17 protein-coding genes and 2 pseudogenes are annotated in these 20,376 nt (G+C 35.5%); 7 read left to right on the top strand and 12 right to left on the bottom strand.

Annotation, left to right across the window (positions count from 1 at the left end; translation table 11 throughout):
• Nucleotides 1-27 precede the first annotated feature (27 nt).
• Both BAU28_RS23840 and BAU28_RS23835 read right to left on the bottom strand, forming a co-directional pair.
• Nucleotides 28-666 carry a zinc dependent phospholipase C family protein gene (locus BAU28_RS23840; protein ID WP_071720256.1) on the bottom strand — a complete coding sequence of 213 codons (639 nt, stop codon included), beginning with the start codon at nt 664-666 and terminating at the stop codon, nt 28-30.
• 29 nt (nt 667-695) lie between these two features.
• Entirely contained in the window at nt 696-1,682 is a 987-nt protein-coding gene (locus tag BAU28_RS23835; protein ID WP_071720254.1) for a quinone oxidoreductase family protein, read from the bottom strand.
• A gap of 310 nt (nt 1,683-1,992) precedes the next feature.
• Between BAU28_RS23835 and BAU28_RS23830 the strand changes: the two genes are divergently transcribed.
• Both BAU28_RS23830 and BAU28_RS23825 read left to right on the top strand, forming a co-directional pair.
• Nucleotides 1,993-2,571, top strand: coding sequence for a sigma-70 family RNA polymerase sigma factor (locus BAU28_RS23830; protein WP_071720252.1), 579 nt, complete (start codon nt 1,993-1,995; stop codon nt 2,569-2,571).
• Entirely contained in the window at nt 2,568-3,248 is a 681-nt protein-coding gene (locus BAU28_RS23825) for a DUF3600 domain-containing protein (protein ID WP_071720250.1), read from the top strand. Before BAU28_RS23830 ends, BAU28_RS23825 begins: the two co-directional genes overlap by 4 nt.
• 42 nt (nt 3,249-3,290) lie before the next feature.
• On the opposite strand, the pseudogene BAU28_RS31625 reads toward BAU28_RS23825, so the two are convergent.
• From BAU28_RS31625 to BAU28_RS23810, 4 genes and pseudogenes are all read right to left on the bottom strand, one after another.
• Nucleotides 3,291-3,371, bottom strand: a pseudogene (locus BAU28_RS31625) (ABC transporter); the annotation flags it as partial.
• A gap of 37 nt (nt 3,372-3,408) precedes the next feature.
• The gene (locus tag BAU28_RS23820) at nt 3,409-3,843 is read right to left on the bottom strand and encodes a hypothetical protein (protein ID WP_071720249.1); all 435 of its coding nucleotides are present in this window, start codon (nt 3,841-3,843) and stop codon (nt 3,409-3,411) included.
• An 82-nt stretch (nt 3,844-3,925) separates the two neighbouring features.
• A complete protein-coding gene (locus BAU28_RS23815; RefSeq protein WP_071720247.1) occupies nt 3,926-4,897 on the bottom strand; it encodes an MBL fold metallo-hydrolase in 972 nt (323 codons plus the stop codon).
• A 158-nt stretch (nt 4,898-5,055) separates the two neighbouring features.
• A complete protein-coding gene (locus tag BAU28_RS23810) occupies nt 5,056-5,265 on the bottom strand; it encodes a DUF3925 family protein (protein WP_048372529.1) in 210 nt (69 codons plus the stop codon).
• Nucleotides 5,266-5,511: 246 nt separating this feature from the next.
• Between BAU28_RS23810 and bsaA the strand changes: the two genes are divergently transcribed.
• Nucleotides 5,512-5,991: a glutathione peroxidase gene (gene bsaA, locus BAU28_RS23805; protein WP_071720245.1), complete on the top strand. Its 480-nt coding sequence runs from the start codon at nt 5,512-5,514 to the stop codon at nt 5,989-5,991.
• Nucleotides 5,992-6,244: 253 nt separating this feature from the next.
• On the opposite strand, the gene BAU28_RS23800 is transcribed toward bsaA, so the two are convergent.
• The 3 genes from BAU28_RS23800 to BAU28_RS23790 are packed head-to-tail and all read right to left on the bottom strand — an operon-like array spanning nt 6,245 to nt 10,646.
• Nucleotides 6,245-8,473: a transglutaminase TgpA family protein gene (locus BAU28_RS23800; RefSeq protein WP_071720243.1), complete on the bottom strand. Its 2,229-nt coding sequence runs from the start codon at nt 8,471-8,473 to the stop codon at nt 6,245-6,247.
• Nucleotides 8,470-9,684: a DUF58 domain-containing protein gene (locus tag BAU28_RS23795; protein ID WP_071720241.1), complete on the bottom strand. Its 1,215-nt coding sequence runs from the start codon at nt 9,682-9,684 to the stop codon at nt 8,470-8,472. Before BAU28_RS23795 ends, BAU28_RS23800 begins: the two co-directional genes overlap by 4 nt.
• A complete protein-coding gene (locus BAU28_RS23790; RefSeq protein ID WP_025151142.1) occupies nt 9,684-10,646 on the bottom strand; it encodes an AAA family ATPase in 963 nt (320 codons plus the stop codon). The genes BAU28_RS23795 and BAU28_RS23790 overlap by 1 nt, the downstream gene beginning before the upstream one ends.
• 498 nt (nt 10,647-11,144) lie before the next feature.
• Here BAU28_RS23790 and BAU28_RS23785 point away from each other — a divergent pair.
• Nucleotides 11,145-11,489: pseudogene (locus BAU28_RS23785) on the top strand (glutathione peroxidase); the annotation flags it as partial.
• Nucleotides 11,490-11,707: 218 nt separating this feature from the next.
• Here BAU28_RS23785 and BAU28_RS23780 read toward each other — a convergent pair.
• The 3 genes from BAU28_RS23780 to BAU28_RS23770 form a co-directional block, all read right to left on the bottom strand.
• Nucleotides 11,708-12,619, bottom strand: a complete 912-nt coding sequence (locus BAU28_RS23780; protein ID WP_071720239.1) for an NADH dehydrogenase — start codon at nt 12,617-12,619, stop codon at nt 11,708-11,710.
• A 473-nt stretch (nt 12,620-13,092) separates the two neighbouring features.
• On the bottom strand, nt 13,093-13,443 hold the full coding sequence (locus BAU28_RS23775) for a hypothetical protein (protein WP_071720237.1): 351 nt from the start codon (nt 13,441-13,443) through the stop codon (nt 13,093-13,095).
• 266 nt (nt 13,444-13,709) lie between these two features.
• Nucleotides 13,710-14,210 carry a hypothetical protein gene (locus BAU28_RS23770; RefSeq protein WP_071720235.1) on the bottom strand — a complete coding sequence of 167 codons (501 nt, stop codon included), beginning with the start codon at nt 14,208-14,210 and terminating at the stop codon, nt 13,710-13,712.
• 463 nt (nt 14,211-14,673) lie between these two features.
• Between BAU28_RS23770 and BAU28_RS23765 the strand changes: the two genes are divergently transcribed.
• Genes BAU28_RS23765 through narJ form a run of 3 tightly spaced genes read left to right on the top strand, consistent with a single transcriptional unit; the run spans nt 14,674 to nt 20,372 of the window.
• Nucleotides 14,674-18,357 (top strand): nitrate reductase subunit alpha, encoded by a 3,684-nt coding sequence (locus BAU28_RS23765; protein WP_071720233.1) that lies wholly within the window; start codon nt 14,674-14,676, stop codon nt 18,355-18,357.
• Nucleotides 18,347-19,822 (top strand): nitrate reductase subunit beta, encoded by a 1,476-nt coding sequence (gene narH, locus BAU28_RS23760; RefSeq protein WP_071720231.1) that lies wholly within the window; start codon nt 18,347-18,349, stop codon nt 19,820-19,822. Before BAU28_RS23765 ends, narH begins: the two co-directional genes overlap by 11 nt.
• 19 nt (nt 19,823-19,841) lie before the next feature.
• Nucleotides 19,842-20,372, top strand: a complete 531-nt coding sequence (narJ, locus tag BAU28_RS23755; protein WP_071720229.1) for a nitrate reductase molybdenum cofactor assembly chaperone — start codon at nt 19,842-19,844, stop codon at nt 20,370-20,372.
• Nucleotides 20,373-20,376 lie beyond the last annotated feature (4 nt).

The raw sequence follows: 20,376 nt of genomic DNA, 5'->3' as shown, positions 1-20,376 counted from the left end.
AATCCCCCTCGTATGTAATGAGGGGGATTAAATATTTGAAGTGAATTTTCTACTAGAGGGTTGCTCGATATAAAATACTCCTTTTTCAATTGCAGTCTCAATATAACCAACGATTTGATCAAATGTAAACACTTGTAAGTTTTCGTGCAAGTGTTGCTCAGGATATAGCATATCCTCAAAAATATATTGCCGAAAAGCTAAAACGTTCTCTTCTGACACTTCCTCGATATTCACAATGTGAGCCTCTTGATTAAGAAGGGAGAAGAGCTGTTGTTCTTTATCATAATGATGCAACAACTTTGCGTTCAATAATTTAAAATCGTTATAGTACATAGGTGCGATGGCTTCGTCGTTCTCAATTCTGTTTTTGAGCCAAGGTAGAAAAAATCCATTTAGCCAATTATCATCGGCAATGAGGTGGGTATAATAGCCTAAAAGAAAAGGGGAGTCCATATGCTTTTCGTATTTATGAATAAAGGATTCGTAATCTATTCTTCTCGTATAGTTCTTCGTTGTACCAGCGTAAAAATGTGAAGTTCCTTTTTCGTCTTTTGAATGAACAGCATCAGGAGCTACACCTCCGAGTAAGAAAGAAGTTTTATCTTGAATAGATAGTTTCTCGGCAATACCGTTAGCGATAATAACATGCATAATTCGTGATCCCATGAATGACACCTCGATTTCATGTATTCATTTTAGGGAGCTGTCTGAACGTTTAGTATTACTTTCCCTGTACTTTGTCTACTTTCGACCCATTCATGTGCTTTCCCTGCATCTTGAAGAGGAAAAGATTTCGTAGCTTTAATTAGTAAACTTCCATCACGTAAATAACGGAAAACTTGATTTGCAGTTTCTTTGAGAGATTCGGGACGTTTTTTCCGTGTAGTGCCAAAGCTAAAACCGAGTATAGAACGGCAACTTGCATGTAAATCTTTCGTTCGAAAATTACCAACTTCTCCACTAGCATTACCGAAATGGACAAGACGACCATAATAAGCAAGGCAATCTAAACTTCTCTCTGACACAGTACCAGAAATAGAATCTAAAATAACATTAACACCTTCTCCGTTTGTAAGATCATTAACTTTCTCTACGAAATCCTCATTTTGATTGCATATAACATAATCAGCGCCAGCGTCTAAAGCAATTTTTCTTTTCGCTTCACTTCCGACAGTACCGATAACCTTTCCAGCTCCTAATAGTTTTGCAAGTTGAATTGCTGTAGTACCAATTCCACCAGCAGCTGCATGGATTAGAACTGCTTCATCTTTTTGCAGTCTGGCCACATTTGCGAGTAAATTATAGCTTGTAAAAGATACGATCGGACAAGCAGCAGCAGTTTGGAAATCGACTTCATCAGGTAAAACGAAAGTGAGATTTTCGTTTGCGACAACGTATTCAGCGTAAGAGCCATTTTGAGGAAAAGCAATGACACGCTGTCCAGGATAAATATTTTTCACATGAGAACCGACTCGTTCTACAACACCAGCTGCATCTATCCCTGGAATAAAGGGGAATGCTTTATTTCCTTTTTTACCATAGCGTGATTTAATATCGGCGAAATTAACACTAGTAGCAACAATGCGAATTAATACTTGATTTTCTGAAATAGTCGGAATGCCCACATCTGTATATTTCATCACTTCAGGACCACCGAGCGAAGTTACAACGATAGCTTTCATCATATATCCCCCTAAATTTTGCTATATAAATCATTTTAAATCTTCATTAGGAATTGGAAAATTATATAATTGTTATGCACGGTTATAAGTGAAACTTATGAAGGCATTGCATTATTATATTAATTTATCCCGCATTAACGTGTAGTAAGACTCCCGCCTAAAAGCCCGATTGGTGTGGGCTAATAATCAGTGGGGGATGGACACCCCCCCACTGATTAAAGTTTCACTTTATATAAAAACCTTTGAAAAAAATCGAACGAAATATCATTTAATTGCCAATATATAGTGTAAGACAAAGGAGGGGTGTTATATGAAGGATAAAATAGATTATGCAGATTTAATTCAATTAACTATATCAGGCAATAAAGAAGCGTATGGCGAATTGTATGATAAAACGATTCAAGAAGTATACAAGACAGCACATTTTTTAATAGAAGACAAAACGGATGTAGATGACGTCGTTCAAGAAATATACATACAGCTATATGAATCGCTTCGTAAATATGATAGCGAGAAGCCATTTCGTCCTTGGCTAATTGGACTTGCGATTAAACAAATTCATTCTTATAGAAGAAAGAGGTGGATGCGGCTACGGATTGTAAAAAAAGCAGAAGAGCAAAGAAAACCAGTACAAATTGATTTTTCTAACGATATTGTAAGTAAAATATCAAATCAAAAACTAATCGAGCTCATACATAAATTACCGTATAAATTGAAACAAGTTATTATTTTAAGATATTTACACGATTACTCACAAGAAGAAGTAGCACATATATTACATATTCCAATCGGTACCGTGAAATCTAGAATTCATGCGGCTTTAAAGAAACTACGCCAGAAAGAGCAAGTAGAAGATATCTTTTTAGGAGAGGTAGGGAATGTGAAATGAGTTTAGATTGTAGAGTTAGAGAATCTATACAAGAAGAAGCGAAGGGAATTGTAGCCCCGCCGGAGTTAAAAGAAAAAGTAATCGTTCAAATTAAAATGAAGCGCGGGGGGAGTAAAAGGAAGAAACGCCTTATAGCAGGAGTGCTTGCAGCAGCATTTTTAATTCCGACAACGGGTTTTGCTTATCAATCTATTATGGCAGATGGTATATACGGATCTTTTGAGAATTTAAAGAAGCATGCTGGAGCTATGACATTAGAAGGATATATGCGTTTTAGTGCAAAGTTATCACAGGCGAAAGATGAAATGGGTGCAAAGGAATATGAAAAGTTTACAAAAGAACTAAAGAAATTAACAAATGCAAAGCTTGAGTATGGAGATTCAAACGGTAATATTGATTATGATCAGTTATCACCGAAGAAAAGGGAAGAAATGAAAAAGATAAGTATGGGACTTCAACCATACTTTGATAAATTAAACGGTCATAAATCTAGTGAAGAAGTATTAACACCAGAAGAGTTTGATCGCTATGTGGAAGCTTTAATGACATATGAAATAGTACAAGTAAAAACAAAATCAACGGGTGGAATGAAAGTAGAAGAAGTACCTGAGGCATACAAAGAAAGATTTATTAAAGCGGAGCAGTTTATGGAGTATGTAAATGAAAAGGTGAGATAACAAAAAAAGGAGAGCCTTTATTATCAGGTTTTCCTTTTTTGTTTACTTGAACTTTCTCACCGCATGTATAGCAACTCTCACAAGGAGTATTGCACTAATAAATAAACCACCATAACCAACTACCCTTGACTTGCATAATAAAGTGAAAGTGGGAGATCACTTAGTTGTATTCCTTACTAATTGTCTTGTCCCTTTGTATAAAGCAATCTAAGAGTGAGTAACCAGCTATTAAACTAATAATGGTAACGAAAGTTGTATTCACAAGAATAATATTAACTAAATACGGTAGGTATTCGCCAAGTGGTGAAAAGAGTAGGGCTGGGGAAAAGGAAATTAATATTGTAGGTACTGTAATAGCAATAAATTTATCCGGCTGAAAGCTCCAGTTTTGTTTACTCGTTTCGCGATTAATGGATTGAAGGAATCGTAATAAAATGCCGACCAAAAGAGGGAAGAGTGTAAAGTAGAATAATCTTGGGTAAACGTTAAAATTCACTTGCGCGTCTGTATCTAAATAAAATTGAATTTTTACTCCGACAAATAATAATAAAATGATAAATAATGTAAAGCAGAGGTATTGTATCACTTTTTGCATACCATTCCACCATCCTTTACTAAAAATATATTCAAAGAAAAAAGATGTATACAATAACAATTGTATACATCTTTTTTCTTTGTTAGTTAATAGTGAATTTAGATTTCTCTTGCTTCGTGAAATAATCAATAATGCCCATTGCGCTAATTTCTATATCTAGATGTAAAATGTTATAAACGGAATGATTGGATGGGACGTTTAACTTTGTAAGGTGAGAAGAGATTTTATCCATTAATAAAGTTTGTAATGTCTTAGTCGCCTCATCAAAATCATTATATTTTTCAAAGACTTCTTTACCAGTATTAACGAAAATAGGTAACCAATGTTCCAGTTGGTTATATACTTCTGTAACATGAGATGATGCCCCGTAATGACCGAAATAAATAGTATCTACATTCATACTTTGAATATGATTTTTAGAAGCAATCATCGCATCTGGCTGGAATTGTGAAGGGGATGTTGATGGTAGATATAACTCTACACCAAGGTCTGCGAGCTCTCTATAATAAATTCCAATCGTGTCACCAGTGAAAATACCGTTTGTTTTTGAATCGTGAATGCTAATATGGTGCTTCGCATGCCCTGGTGTATCATAAAATGTAAGGATGCGGTCTTCTGAAATCTTTAATGTATCACTATTTTGTACAATATGAACACGTTCTTCTTCAATTGGAAGAATTGGATCAAAGAGCTTATCGAAATCTTCTTTGTATACTGCTTTTGCACCTAGAATAAGTTTTGTAGGATCAATCATATGACGAGCCCCGCGTGGATGCACAAATAGAGTAGCATTTGGGCATTTCTCCATCATTAAACCTGCTGCACCTGCGTGATCTAAATGAACATGTGTAACGATAATGTTTTTTACATCGTTTAAATCAATATGTAATTGTTGTAAGCCGTCTAAAATATAGGGAAGAGAAGGGGCTGCACAAGTTTCAATTAAAGTAATATCGTCACCTAATAAAACGTACGTACCTGTTCGTTCATTATGTTGTAAGTCGTAATCATCAATAAGATATAGATGGGAAGATAATTGCTCTACTTTTTTCATACTTACCACTCCTTATATACTTGTAGATTTTTACCGCTATTTGTGGAAGTCTTACTGCCCGTAAAATCCCCACTGATTAAAGTTTCACTTTATATTATACGCTAAAAAAAGAAAAAGGCAGAAAACGAAAACTCGTCTTCTGCCTTTATGTAATGTCGTTATTTCGTTTGTTGTTTATTAATAGACATAACGAACAGTCCAACAATACCGCCAACTAATGGAAGTGTAATCTCTCCTGCTAAATTAAAGTAGGAACTTAGGAATAAGCCATTTACATCGATTACCCAACCAGTAACATACAATAACATCATATATAGTACGAAATAAAACTCACGATTTGAAATCATTTCACGCTGTGCAGTTTTCATAATCAACACCATCCTTTTCTTTTATAATGGAATTGAAAATGTCACAATTTATAATGTAAACTGTCACATTTTGTTCACAATTCAATTGTAAAACTTTCCATCATAAAAGTCTAGTAGTTTGTGTCGAATTTTTGAACAAAAATAAAGCGTTTTCATTTTTGGAGAGAAATATGTAATAAGAGCTGTCTATTCACGAATGTAGTATAGTATAAACATAGAATGATAGTGAAGAGAGGGGTAGGAACAATGACAGTTCATGATTTTTCAGCTAAAACAATAACAGGTGAAGAAAAATCGTTAAAAGATTACGAAGGAAAAGCACTTCTTATTGTAAATGTAGCTAGTAAATGTGGATTTACACCACAGTATAAAGGATTACAAGAAGTATATGATAAATATAAAGACCAAGGACTAGAAATACTAGGTTTCCCTTGCAATCAATTTGGAGGACAAGAACCAGGCACAGAAGCCGATATTACAAGTTTTTGTGAATTGAACTACGGTGTAAACTTCCCGATGTTTGCAAAGATTGATGTAAAAGGTGAGAAGGCTCATCCACTATATACATACATGACAGAACAAGCACCAGGTTTACTCGGTATGAAAGCGGTAAAATGGAACTTTACTAAGTTTCTAATTGGAAGAGACGGGAAAGTAGTAGGGCGTTTTGCGCCGCAGACAAAGCCGGTGGATTTAGAGGTGGAGATTGAAAAGGTACTTGGCTAATAATTAGGAGTCACTACTTTGGTCACTTCCGCTAAATAGCTCGTTTAACTTTTCCGCTACCGATTTTTGCATACTTGGTAGTACGTGACTGTACGTATTTACTGTTGTACCGATATCCGTATGTGGCAGTTCAGGAGATGGCGGAGGCGATTAGGAGTTAGCTATCTTTTTATTATGTTTATTAAAAAACACCTCAAAGAACAAAGTAGCTCTTAGTCTTTGAGGTGTTTTCTTTAAACTCACATTATCAAGATTAAATCACTGTATCGAATTCATTTGATTTAGGCAGAGAAGCTGCTTTTTTCATAAGCACTTCCCATAAGTGTACGGATTTCTTCCATTCGGCTGCGGCCTTTCCCTTTTGATACATAGCGTTCTCATAACTGAAAGTAAGTTGTTGCATATCAGTCGAGTTGTAAAGGGTATCGATGCGGAGAGCATATTCTCGGAATGTTTGACTTTCACCCCGTGGTATGCCGATTCTCGCAAATTGTTTTAAAAGTGCACCGTAAGCTTTTATATAAACAGCATCATCTTTTCGGTATTTATAGAAAAGAATAATAAAAAATGTAATCCATTTCATTCTAGTGGTGAAGAGAATGTATCCCATGATACTAATCGGTATCGTAGAGAGGAATACGTACCACCAAGAAACCCCATTTTTAGAATTTGTGATCTTTTTAGTAGGGGCTTCTTCTGTATTTTCTATTAAACTTTTGAGCTTTGCTTCATTGTTCCGTTGGTGTATTTGCTCGTTGTTAGAATTATTTTCTTCGCTATTTTGTGAAGTAGAAGCAGGAGTATTATTTATAAAATTATAGGGATTGGTAAATCCTTTTGTTGGTTCGAATGGAATCCATCCGTATCCTGGAAAATATACTTCGACCCAAGAGTGTGCGTTATTGTTCGCGATTTTATAAATATTTTCACCTTCTGTACCAATAAGTGTATTCTCAAGAGTTCCTTCTGTATAGCCTTTTACCCAGCGAGCAGGAATTCCGGCAGAACGAAGTAACACGATCATAGAAGTCGAAAAATTATTACAGTAGCCGCTTTTTGTATCGAAAAGGAATTGATCTACATAATCTTGGTTATTGGCAGGGAACAAGACATTCATTGTTTCGTATACAAAAGAATTGTCTGTGAAGTAATTTTCAATAGCTAATACTTTATCATATCGGTTGTCTTTATCATTTGTAAGATTAACAGCTAAGTCTCTTACTCGCTGCGGTAATGATTCGGGAAGTTGTGTGTACTTTGTCATGAAATAAGGACTTGTTTCATGACCTTCATTCGTTTTTACAGCTTTCAAGTTTTCTATGGAAAATTCCGGGATCTCATATCTTACTTTATACGAATTTAAAGTAGTAGAAGAGTCTCCGTGCATCGTATAGATTTTTTCTGAAAATGGGTCAACGCTGTATGATACATCAGAAGAAGCCTCAACTGATACTAATCCTGCTGGATAGGTAAGGTGAGTATAACTTTTTTGCATGGTGATTGTTGCCTCAGTTGTCTCCGTTTTTGTATTTTGTTCGTACCAGCTCACGACGTCGTTTTTATTTTTAAATGAAACCTTTTTTTGATTTTCAGAAACCTCCCAGCCTTTTCCTGTATAAAAATCTTTTGTTTCTACTCTCCAATATTGTTTGTTTTGCGCTTGTGCTGTGAAAACAATTGTATTATCCGGTTTAAAAGGACCGCCTAATTGTGAGTCATCTAAACCATACCCAATTTTAGAAACTTCTTGTTTTTTACTTGCTTCGGATGTGTTGAATTTTAAAAAATTCATTGGGTTTGGCCACTGAGGGCCAAATTTTGGAGCAAAGTATGCGATGGTTGCTGACAATACAATAAATATTGTAAGAGGTCTAAGTAATTTTGAGATTTCTCTAGCATAATTTTGTAAGTGTTCAATCTCTTTTATTCGTTCTATTTGAAGAAGACTAAGCATAAAAAAGCCGATGACAACAGTACGAATAATAGCGTAGTTTGCATTGTATAAATGTAAGTTATGAAAAGTTGTGATATAAATAATAGTCAATACAAGAAATAACAATCCACGTTTTTTATGAATCATCCAAAAAGAGATGAAAGAACTCAAAAACCAAAATGATAGAAAAAATAAAAATGTTGGAAAAACTGGAGAAATATCTAGCAAATTCCCCTGGAAAAACAGGGAGGAATTTCGAGAAATATCAGAAAAAAATGTTGTTAGCCAAAATGGATTTATAAAAGCTTTTTTATAATACAGGGAATGAATGATGAATAAGATCGTGACGATTTTTATTGGAATCTGCCACCTTGTTTGAAAAAAAGAGAGAGTGAAGCAAATTCCTATAAATATTACAAAAATATCTAATCTACCTACGTTTGTAATACCTATAAGGGGTCTTAGCCATTCTAGTAAAAGAAGAAGTGCACATACATGCATGAAGAATCTGCTCATATCCCATTGGTATTTTGTTTGTAATGTTATCATTTGCTCACCTCAAAAAACACGTTTGTATACCGGTTTTCATAAACCGCGTTTACAAATATTTTTCGTTTTTGTAGAGTTTCTAGTATACTTAGTTCTCGATGTGAGAGTTGATTCGCTTTTTCTTTCACGACAAACACCATTAATTTTCTATTTTTTATAGCAGCACAGTCAGCCGCCTTTTGAATATCGGGAGAAAGATCGCTTGTCACGAGTATAATCGTTACGGGCTGATAAATTTTTCTTAATTCCATTTCTACACTTCGAGAGAGCGGGAATACACTGTCTGCTTGTACTTTCGCTAAATGACAAAAGATTTGTTGCAACTGAGTATCTCCATTGTCTAAAGGGAAAATAGTTCGTTCTTTTCCGACAGACACGAATGACGCTGGTGAATTTTGCTTCAAGACAGCCCTCACAATAGAGGCAGTAAACGTTACGACTGATTCGAATAGAGGGGAGTGGGTTCTGTCCATGAATATCATGATATTATGGCTGCGCTGTTGTTCAAATTCTTTCGTCATAATATTGTTTGTTCGTGCAGTTGCTTTCCAATCAATCCATGAAAAGCGGTCACCAGGTTTATAGTCTCTGACACCGACAGAGACTGTAGAGTCTTTTGCTGAATTTATATTTGCTGAAAGCGCTCCTTGTTCGAAATGATTTTCCAATTGTCGATACGTTATATCTACATACTGGGGATAGATTAAAAATGTATCTGGAACTGAAAAAGTTACTTCTTTCTCTATCATACCGAATAGATCGCCAGTTTTGACACGTACGCTTGAAAAAGTGTGCTCTCCTCTAGGGATTGTGTCAATAACATATTGAAACGAAATATTTCGTTTTAATCCAGGAAAGAGTATTACCTTATTCATCTTTGTTTGTCTACAACTTGTAAATTGTGGTGGCAGTTTATCTTCTATAACTAAATAAAGTAAGGGAAAAGGAAATTTTCTTTTTATTGTAATAGTGCTTAAAAATTGTTCTCCTGCTACATATTCGTTTTGGTTTGTTATTCGTTTTACTTCAGCGTCCCGTAAAGCGTAGAAGGGGAGTAGTAGTGAATAAAGGCCAATAGGAATCGTACTGTAAAACAAAAACCAACTTACAAATCCTCCTTGAAGCATAGCGTACACAAATGTTAAGACTAGGCATAAAGGGATTAGCAATAACTTGGTAACGTGATATAGTGCTCGTAGTAGTCGTTTCATCAAAGGTTCATCGTCCTTTGAGTCGGCACGGTAGTTCGTGCAACGATTTTGGCGATAACTTGTTCTCCTGTTATACCTTCAAATCTTGCTTCCATTTTTAGAATGAGTCTGTGAGCTAACACGTAAGGAGCTAAAAATTTAACATCGTCTGGAATAACATAATTTCTGCCATGGATGAATGCATAAGCCTGTGAAGCTTTCATTAAAGCAATTGAGCCGCGTGGACTTGCACCTAGCTGTATAGAACTATAAGAACGAGTCTGATTAACAAGCTTTACAATGTAATGCTTGATTGCTTTGTCCATGCTTACTTCCCGTACGCTTTGTTGTAAATAAAGTAATTCTTCTATTGTAGTAATAGCTTGTAAATGGGAGAGTGGATTTGTTTTTTCCATCCGGTTTAAAATTTCAAATTCTTCTTCTGGTGTAGGATATCCCATTTTTAGCTTCAACAAGAAACGATCGAGCTGAGCTTCTGGTAAAGGATATGTTCCCTCATATTCGACCGGATTTTGTGTAGCCATTACAAAGAAAGGTTTTGGTAACGGTCTTGTAATGCCATCTATTGTGATATTGCCTTCTTCCATACTTTCAAGTAAGGCAGATTGTGTCTTTGGAGATGTACGATTAATTTCATCAGCAAGTACAAAATTCCCCATAATTGGTCCAGGCTTGAACTCAAATTGGAGCTCTTTTGGATTGTAAATAGAAACACCTGTTACATCTGACGGCAGTAAATCAGGTGTGAATTGAATTCGCTTGTAATCGGCATCAATTGATTTAGAAAGAGCACGTACTAGCATTGTTTTCCCGACACCGGGAACATCCTCTAATAGTACATGACCTTCAGCTAAGAGAGCTGTCAAGGCTAAGATCGTTTCTTTTCGTTTTCCGACCATTAATTTTTCAATATTGTTGATTATTTTTTCTACAATGGGATGTAATGAATCAAGCTGGGGCATCGTAATCCTCCTAATTTTATTATCGTTTTCTAAATCATTTAGTTGAAAATAGAATTTATGTTAAAAAATCATGGTGATATACTTTATAATTTCTATGTCCTCAAAGGAAATCCTACTCTTAATTTCAAGAATATTCAGATTTTTCATTCGGATTACATCTAGTATAATTGTTGCCGTAACCAAGGGCAAAACAGTAAATAATGATTTCTAGTTTTATGTAAAATATGTCTTGATATAAAATAGTATCGTTGAAGAAAAATAAAATACTTACATACAATAAAACAATAGGATAATCCGTGTCGGAAAGTGAGGAATATTTATTATTTATATATAATCATGGGTTTAGGTTTTTGAAAATGAATCGATATAAATAGTGAGAAATGTGGTTGAAATTTACTAGTTAATATTATGATTAATTAGTTAGTCACTACTTTGGTCACAATTCTATTACAATACCGCCCTCATTCACTTAGCGAACACTTAATCCCCAATGTGTCTTTATATGATAAATATAAAGATCAAGGACTAGAAGTACTCGGTTTCCCTTGTAATCAATTCGGGGGACAAGAACCAGGTACAGAAGCAGACATTACAAGTTTTTGTGAATTAAACTACGGTGTAAACCTCCCGATGTTTGCAAAAATTGATGTGAAAGGTGACAAGGCTCATCCTCTGTATACATACATGACAGAACAAGCATCAGGTTTATTTGGTATGAAAGTAGTAAAATGGAACTTTACTAAGTTTCTAATTGGAAGAGACGGGAAAGTAGTAAGGCGTTTTGCACCGCAGACGAAGCCCGTGGATTTAGAGATGGAGATTGAGAAAGTGCTTGGGAAATAATTAGGAGTCACTGTTTTGGTCACTTTTGTTAAATAGTTGTTCAACTTTTTCGCTACTAATTTTTGTATATTTGATAGTGTGACTATATATATTTAAAATGTAAATGCTGATTAGTAAATTCTAAAGGCAATACGTACGATATTACGGTTAGCGATACGTATGTGAATGTGAGGATAAGTGAACGTAAAAAGACCGCCTACTACAGGCGGTCGATTTTTTTATTTTTTTACTACTCCGCCAGCGACACCAGATAGAGTCATAGCATCCGCGATTGTATTTACATTTGTTTCTGGGGTTCCATAGAATGCATCTAAAGCTCCGATAAACCAATCTGCACCTACTGTAACTGTGTAGCCATTAGACTTCCAGTTACTAATTAGTCGGTTTGTTAATGTTCGTTTCTCTGCCTCGGATAATTTTAGCCACGCTTCGCCCTTACTATTTGCATCAACAGTTGTAGTCTGAACTTCATTTTGTTTAGGTTGTTGCGCTTCTTGTTGCTCGCGTTGTTCACGTTCTTTTATTCTTTTAGCTAGTTCTTGTTGTGCTTCTTGTTCAGAAAAGCCGTTTTCAATAGATATTATATTTTTTGTGTCAATTTCAATTACGTATTTGTCGGAAGAAATATCGCGAATTTTTACTAAGTTATCTCCGCTATACTGTTTTTCTACTTCATATCTACTTCCAAGTTTATCAATTAGATGTTTATTTTTAGAAGTATATTCTGCAGTTGAAACATCAATGAGTATTTTCACATAGTATTGTCCGTTTTCGACAAGACGTGACGGGGATATAGTCGTTTGTAATTTACCATCTTTAAATACCTCACTACTTGTAGCGGTATAATCGTAGTTCTCTGATTTTTTTGAACTATACACTTTTATGGTTGCCTTTGTAGAATCAGGAATATTGGTAGTTATGGATAAATTGAGTTTATCTGTCTCCTTATTATAATCTAACGTATCTAATTGTGCGGATAGTTTTTCCTTTTGGGGTTCAGAGGTAGCATCTTTAGCTTTAGTAGATGTCTCTGTATTCGATGCCGGTTTATCACCAAATATTACTTTAAGAGATAAACAAAAAATTATAGCTATAAAGACAACTAATATGACAGTTCTAGTTTTAATCAAAACTTCATCTCCTTTTGAAATTTAAAATACATAATTAATGAATATAATAATATAATGTTTTAAGGTGGAAGTAAATATTTCCATGTTTATTATATAAAGATAATTAATTAATAATAATCTGAATTTTAGGTAGTTCAAATTATAGTCGGTAAAGATACCGGCTTTTTTCTTTAGGAGCGGGGAAGATATTCGGAATTTGTGTTCACCAGTCATCTGCAAACTTCGAAATTTACAACTTCGAGTCTAAAACTCTAGATAATACTCTAAGTTTTACGGAACATACGTCGTTTTGAATATACTTGTATTATATGTAGATATACATACTCCGTTTTTCGGTTAATTCTCTAGGGGAAACGGCCATAAAACGTAAAATAGTAGCTCTAATTATTAGTTACAAAAGGGATATAAATAATGAGAGGTATATGAAATAATAAATAAAGCCGACTTCATTAAGAGGCCAGCCACTAAAATTATTACAATTCTTTATATTTCTCTTTTTTGAATTTTTTTCGTTTATCTAACCAAATACGAATTAATTCTACCAATTCCATTGTTTCAATCTCACAAAATTCTCCTTTACCATCTTCGGCTAAATTGTCTAACACAGTAGTTGTGTCGATTCGAATTTCTAAACCACAAATGTTGCCATTTACTACTCCGTAATTTTTTTCTCCGTTTAAAACACTATGTATTTCTTCTAAAATCCAATCTCCAAAAGCAGAAACTTCAACTCCTAAAAAAGTTTCAACAAGTTTAATTTCTTGAGGAAGTCTCATTACTAAATCTCTATTGTTAAGTACTTCAAAACTATATGGATATTTCATTACTATTTTACTCCTTTATAATGAAAATAAACTTTATTCTGATGGGAAAGTTGAAATGATTTTTGTATTTTAATCTAGATACATTGTATCTCTATACCATCTGAATCTATTCCAGAGTGTATGTTATCAAATTCATAAGTTCTATTAATATATGCTGCACTGATATTATCTAAAATCTTTTGTGGGTTCCAATTTTTAGGGATTCCATTTACTTCTCTATTACTCTCATTAGCTCATATACTATCATCATTCTTTTCCTGTTTAACTTATAGTAAAAATAGATTAGTATTAAACTCATCTATCCAATATTTCTCTGATTTAGGTATGAATTCAGTGAAATCTTCGTATTTACCAATCCAATCTTTTGGTACATATTCTTCATATGATGCTGGTTCCGGAAACATTGAATATAGTATTTTATTTTCAAAGTTAATTAATAAGACTGGACTCAAATCTAATAGATCTTCTCCTGCATTTTTACTTTTAATATTTTTAAGTAGTAAATAATTTAATTCCTCTTTAGTTGTTTTATATTTATTAATCCTTGGTAAAAATACTTCTATATTTTTATTATCTAATACTTCTATTCCATTTCTTTCTTCAGTTTCGTCATTATCTTCAATGCGTACACCTAAATTTTTATATGCATTATCTAATTTATTATAATCTAAAAACCATAGTTCTTTATCTGTTACATACCATCTAAATTCATTTTTATATATGACACCTACTACAATGTTTTCTGCATAAAGTGGTTCTAATATCATCATATTCTCCTTTTATTATTACTTTATAATCATGTCATTTTTGGCGTATTCTTCTATCCATTCAATCTAATATGTTGGCAATTCATAAGAATTTCCTGGCGTTGTTGAGTCAATTGTTTTCGGACAATTCCTCCTTGAGGTATTGCATTTTAATTTATAAACTCATCTAACTATTTAGGTATATAAAATTCAACTAGTCCTAAATTACTTCCTCTATTTATATAAGGAAATATGTTGCGTGCTCATTATTATCTGTACTTCATCTTAAACTTTGGTAGAAGCGAGGAAGTAATTTAACATTCAGTGGAGGATGTGCCCCCCACAATGATTAGATTTTCACTTTTTCATATTTTCCACTGAATTTTTGACAATCTCTTGAACTGTGCGAAATGTCACATCTGTATTTTACAACCTCTCTTATAGTAAGGGTATGTAAGAGAGACGTATTAGAGGAGTGAACAGTATGAAGAAGAAACCTTCAGCACTAATGAGACGTTTAAAATATTTTTCACCAATAGATCGTTATAACGATAATCATACACAAGAAACATATGAAGATCGTGAATGGGAAAATGTGTACAGAAAGCGTTGGCAGCATGATAAAGTAATCCGTTCTACACACGGTGTGAACTGTACTGGTTCTTGTAGTTGGAACATTTATGTGAAAGATGGAATTGTAACATGGGAAGGACAAGAGCTTAACTATCCAACAACAGGTCCTGATATGCCTGACTTTGAACCACGAGGATGTCCGCGTGGAGCGAGTTTTTCTTGGTACATTTATAGTCCACTTCGTGTGAAATATCCATATGTACGTGGTGTTCTTTGGAATATGTGGCAAGAGGAATTACAAAATCATAAATCACCACTAGATGCTTGGAAAAGCATTGTGGAAAACCCTGAAAAAGCACGTGCTTATAAGCAGGCGCGTGGTAAAGGGGGATTCATTCGCGCGAATTGGGATGAAGTATTACAACTCGTTTCTGCTTCATTACTTTATACAGTAATTAAATATGGTCCGGACCGAAATGTTGGTTTCTCACCAATTCCAGCTATGTCGATGTTAAGTCATGCAGCTGGTAGCCGTTTTATGCAACTTATGGGTGGGCCAATGCTTAGTTTCTATGATTGGTACGCTGATTTACCACCAGCTTCTCCGCAAATTTGGGGCGATCAAACGGATGTACCAGAAAGTAGTGACTGGTATAACTCTGGCTACATTATGACATGGGGTTCAAATGTACCGATGACGAGAACACCAGATGCCCACTTTTTAGCAGAGGTTCGATATAAAGGAACGAAAGTGGTTTCTGTAAGTCCTGATTTCGCTGAGTCTACAAAGTTTGCTGATGATTGGATTAGTGTGAAGCAAGGTACAGACGGTGCACTTGCGATGGCAATGGGGCACGTGATCTTGCAAGAGTTTTATGTAGATAATCAAGTGGAATACTTCACAAAGTATGCAAAGCAATATACTGATTTTCCGTTCTTTGTCACATTGAAACAAAAAGGAAATCAATTTGTTGCTGATCGTTTCTTAAACGCTTCTGATATTGGACGTGAAACAAAGTTAGGGGAATGGAAACCTGTTCTTTGGAACGAAAATACGAACGATTTTGCAACACCTCATGGCACAATGGGATCACGATGGGATAACGAAAAGAAATGGAACTTACGTTTAGAAGATGAACAAACAGGTGAAAAGATTGATCCACGTCTTTCTTTACTTGGAATGGAAGATGCTGTTGAAACTGTACAAATCCCGTACTTCTCTGATGATGGAAATACAATATTAGAACGTACAATTCCAGTGAAAAAAATTACGACAGAAGAAGGCGAAGTGTTCGTCACAACTGTATACGACTTAACGTTAGCAAATTACGGTGTGAACCGAGGGCTTGGTGGGCAAGAACCGAACGATTTCAATGATGACGTACCGTTTACACCTGCATGGCAAGAGAAAATGACCGGAGTAAAACGAGAGCTTATTATTCAAATTGCTCGTGAGTTCGCACAAAATGCTGTTGATACAAATGGACGCTCGATGATTATTGTCGGGGCCGGTATTAACCATTGGTTTAACTCTGATACGATTTATCGAGCAGTTTTAAATCTTGTTCTTCTTGTTGGGGCACAAGGTGTAAACGGCGGCGGTTGGGCACATTATGTTGGTCAAGAAAAATTGCGACCAGCAGAAGGCTGGCAAACCATCGCGATGGCAAAAGACTGGCAAGGGCCACCGAAATTACAAAACGGTACATCTTTCTTCTATTTTGTAACAGATCAATGGCGTTATGAAGATACACCAGTTGGGCATTTAGCATCACCAGTTGAGGGCAACTCACGTTATCAACATCACGGTGATTACAACGTATTAGCTGCACGACTTGGCTGGTTACCTTCTTATCCAACATTTGAGAAAAATGGAATTGAATTATATAAAGAAGCAGTTGCTTCAGGTGCAACAACGCAAGAAGAAATTGGAAAATACGTTGCGCAAAAACTAAAAGAAAAAGAACTGAAATTTGCGATTGAAGATCCAGATAATAAAAATAACTTCCCGCGCAACTTATTCGTATGGCGTGCAAACTTAATTTCAAGTTCTGGTAAAGGTCACGAATATTTCTTAAAACATTTATTAGGTACAACAAATGGATTAATGAATGATGATAGCGATTCATTACGACCAGAAGAAATTAAGTGGCATGAAGAAGCACCTGAAGGGAAGTTAGATTTACTCATTAATCTAGATTTCCGTATGGCTGGAACAGCGCTTTATTCTGATATCGTCTTACCTGCTTCAACTTGGTATGAAAAGCATGATTTAAGTAGTACAGATATGCATCCATTTGTGCATCCATTTAATCCAGCAATCGGTTCACCATGGGAAGCACGCTCTGACTGGGATATTTTCACCTCTCTTTCTAAAGCTGTGTCAGATTTAGCGAAGAAAATTGATCTTGAACCAATGAAAGAAGTTGTTGCAACACCACTTCTTCACGATACACCGCAAGAATTAGCACAACCACTTGGCAAGATTAAAGACTGGAGCAAAGGTGAGTGTGAACCGATCCCAGGTAAAACAATGCCGCAAATTCATATTGTTGAAAGGGATTATAAAACGATTTATGACAAAATGACAGCGCTTGGACCAAATGCAGGGAAACAACCGATTGGTACGAAAGGGATTTCTTGGTCTGCAGAAAAAGAGTATGAGCAATTAAAGAGTCGATTAGGAGTTGTTCGGACTGATTCTATTGCGAAAGGTTGCCCAGACATAAAAGAAGCAATTAATGCTGCCGAGGCGGTATTAACACTTTCTTCTACAACAAACGGTCATATGGCTGTAAAAGCATGGGAAGCACTTGAAAAACAAACCGATTTAAAACTACGTGATTTAGCAGAAGAACGTGAAGAAGAATGCTTCACATTTGAACAAATTACAGCACAGCCTAAAACAGTAATTACTTCTCCAGCCTTTACAGGTTCTGAAAAAGGTGGTCGACGTTACTCACCATTTACAACAAATGTTGAACGTCTTATCCCTTGGAGAACGATAACGGGTCGACAATCTTTCTACTTAGATCATGACATGATGAAAGAATTTGGTGAAACGATGGCAACATTTAAACCAATTCTGCAACATAAACCGTTCCGTAAATCTAGACCTGAAGTAGAAGGAAAAGAGATTACACTAAACTATTTAACACCGCATAATAAGTGGTCGATTCATAGTATGTATTTCGATTCATTACCGATGTTAACGCTGTTTAGAGGTGGTCCAACTGTTTGGATGAATAAAGAGGACGCTGCTGAAGCTGGCGTTGCTGATAATGATTGGATCGAGTGCTTTAACCGTAACGGTGTTGTTGTAGCACGTGCTGTTGTAACGCACCGTATACCGAGAGGAATGGCATTTATGCACCATGCGCAAGATCGCCACATTAACGTACCTGGTACGAAATTAACTAGTAACCGAGGGGGAACGCATAATAGTCCAACTCGAATTCACGTTAAACCGACACATATGATTGGTGGATATGGTCAATTAAGCTATGGATTTAACTATTATGGTCCGACTGGGAACCAGCGCGACTTAAACGTTGTAATTCGCAAATTGAAGGAGGTAGATTGGCTTGAAGATTAAAGCGCAAGTCGGAATGGTAATGAACCTAGATAAATGCATCGGCTGCCATACTTGTAGCGTAACATGCAAAAACACCTGGACAAATCGTCCAGGTGCTGAATATATGTATTTCAATAACGTAGAAACGAAACCTGGAATTGGTTATCCGAAACAATGGGAAGATCAGGAGAAATACAAAGGCGGCTGGGAATTGAAAAATGGTGAAATTCAGCTGAAATCCGGTTCGAAAATGAAGCGTCTTATGAATATTTTCCACAATCCAGATCAACCAACAATTGATGATTACTTTGAACCTTGGAACTATGATTATGAAACATTAACAAATAGCCCACAGCGTAAGCATCAACCAGTTGCTCGTCCGAAATCAGCAATTACAGGCGAATTTATCGACAAAATTGAATGGGGTCCAAACTGGGAAGATGATTTAGCAGGCGGACATATTACAGGATTACAAGATCCAAACGTAAAGAAAATGGAAGAAGAAATTAAAACGGATTTTGAAAATGTCTTTATGATGTATTTACCACGCATATGCGAACATTGTATGAATCCATCTTGCGTATCGTCTTGTCCATCTGGTGCGATGTATAAACGTGAAGAAGATGGGATTGTTCTTGTGGATCAAAATGCATGTCGTGCATGGAGATTTTGTGTATCATCTTGTCCGTATAAAAAAGTGTATTTTAACTGGCAAACGAATAAAGCAGAAAAATGCACAATGTGTTTCCCTCGTATTGAAGCTGGTATGCCAACAATTTGTTCTGAAACATGTGTAGGACGTATTCGATATATTGGGGTAATGCTATATGACGCTGACAAAGTAAAAGAAGCGGCTTCTGTTGAAAATGAAAAGGATTTATATGAATCTCAGCTTACTGTTTTCCTAGATCCAAATGATCCAGAAGTAGCAGCTGAAGCAAAAAAACAAGGCATTCCTGAAGAATGGATGAAAGCGGCACAAGAGTCACCAATCTATAAAATGATTATCGATTGGAAAATTGCTCTTCCTCTTCATCCAGAATACCGTACAATGCCAATGGTTTGGTATATCCCACCGCTTAGCCCAATTATGAATATGGTGGAAGGGAAAGGTAGTAACTGGCAAGCAGAAGAGATTTTCCCTGCTATTGATAATATGCGTATTCCAATTCAATATTTAGCGAATTTACTCACTGCAGGAGATGAATCACACATTCGTATTACATTGAAAAAAATGGCTGTCATGCGAACACATATGAGAGCATTGCAAATTAATAAAGAACCAAATGAAGCTGTATTAAAAGAACTTGGTTTAACGAAAGAAGATGTAGAAGATATGTATCGTCTTCTTGCTATCGCGAAATATAAAGATCGCTTCGTCATCCCGACATCTCACCGCGAACAAGTTGCAGATTTATATAGTGAACAAGGAAGCTGTGGTCTTTCCTTCGCGGGTGGCCCAGGCTCTTGTACGACAATTTCATAAATAAAGGGGGCAGAAAATTATGAAACAAAGTTTACAAACTGCTTTTTCTTGTTCTTCTTTTCTTCTTTCCTACCCGGAACTTGGGTGGGGAGAAGCTTTAACTGAATTACAAGAAGAGATTGAAGCAATTGAACAGGAAGATGTTAAAGCATCACTTACAGCATTTATAAAACAAGCACTGGATAAAACGAACGATCAATTAATTGATTCTTACGTATATACATTCGACTTTGGTAAAAAGACAAATATGTATTTAACTTATATGAACACTGGTGAACAAAGAGAAAGAGGTATTGAATTATTAGAGTTAAAACAGCATTATAAAAAATCTGGTTTTAGCGTAACAGATAAAGAACTCCCTGATTATTTACCGCTTTTGCTTGAGTTTTTTGCAAATGCAAATGAGCAAGATAGTGAACCAATCATGAGTAAATACAAGGAGAATATACAAGCATTGCACGGGCAGTTAAAAGAAGCAGACTGTATGTACGAACCAATTCTTGCAGCCGTACTCCTAGCTATCGACGCCTGGGTAGTACAAATGAATTAGAAAG

It is taken from the genome of Bacillus paramycoides, from assembly GCF_001884235.1.
In the GTDB taxonomy this organism is placed as follows: Bacteria; Bacillota; Bacilli; order Bacillales; family Bacillaceae_G; genus Bacillus_A; species Bacillus_A paramycoides.
Note: the sequence above shows the minus strand (reverse complement) of the source record. Positions and strands in the feature narration are given on the sequence as shown.

Coding starts and splice junctions, on each gene's coding strand:
- BAU28_RS23840 (WP_071720256.1), bottom strand. CDS start 666: ATGGGATCACGAATTATGCATGTTATTATCGCTAACGGTATTGCCGAG.
- BAU28_RS23835 (WP_071720254.1), bottom strand. CDS start 1,682: ATGAAAGCTATCGTTGTAACTTCGCTCGGTGGTCCTGAAGTGATGAAA.
- BAU28_RS23830 (WP_071720252.1), top strand. CDS start 1,993: ATGAAGGATAAAATAGATTATGCAGATTTAATTCAATTAACTATATCA.
- BAU28_RS23825 (WP_071720250.1), top strand. CDS start 2,568: ATGAGTTTAGATTGTAGAGTTAGAGAATCTATACAAGAAGAAGCGAAG.
- BAU28_RS23820 (WP_071720249.1), bottom strand. CDS start 3,843: ATGCAAAAAGTGATACAATACCTCTGCTTTACATTATTTATCATTTTA.
- BAU28_RS23815 (WP_071720247.1), bottom strand. CDS start 4,897: ATGAAAAAAGTAGAGCAATTATCTTCCCATCTATATCTTATTGATGAT.
- BAU28_RS23810 (WP_048372529.1), bottom strand. CDS start 5,265: ATGAAAACTGCACAGCGTGAAATGATTTCAAATCGTGAGTTTTATTTC.
- bsaA (WP_071720245.1), top strand. CDS start 5,512: ATGACAGTTCATGATTTTTCAGCTAAAACAATAACAGGTGAAGAAAAA.
- BAU28_RS23800 (WP_071720243.1), bottom strand. CDS start 8,473: ATGATAACATTACAAACAAAATACCAATGGGATATGAGCAGATTCTTC.
- BAU28_RS23795 (WP_071720241.1), bottom strand. CDS start 9,684: ATGAAACGACTACTACGAGCACTATATCACGTTACCAAGTTATTGCTA.
- BAU28_RS23790 (WP_025151142.1), bottom strand. CDS start 10,646: ATGCCCCAGCTTGATTCATTACATCCCATTGTAGAAAAAATAATCAAC.
- BAU28_RS23775 (WP_071720237.1), bottom strand. CDS start 13,443: ATGAAATATCCATATAGTTTTGAAGTACTTAACAATAGAGATTTAGTA.
- BAU28_RS23770 (WP_071720235.1), bottom strand. CDS start 14,210: ATGATATTAGAACCACTTTATGCAGAAAACATTGTAGTAGGTGTCATA.
- BAU28_RS23765 (WP_071720233.1), top strand. CDS start 14,674: ATGAAGAAGAAACCTTCAGCACTAATGAGACGTTTAAAATATTTTTCA.
- narJ (WP_071720229.1), top strand. CDS start 19,842: ATGAAACAAAGTTTACAAACTGCTTTTTCTTGTTCTTCTTTTCTTCTT.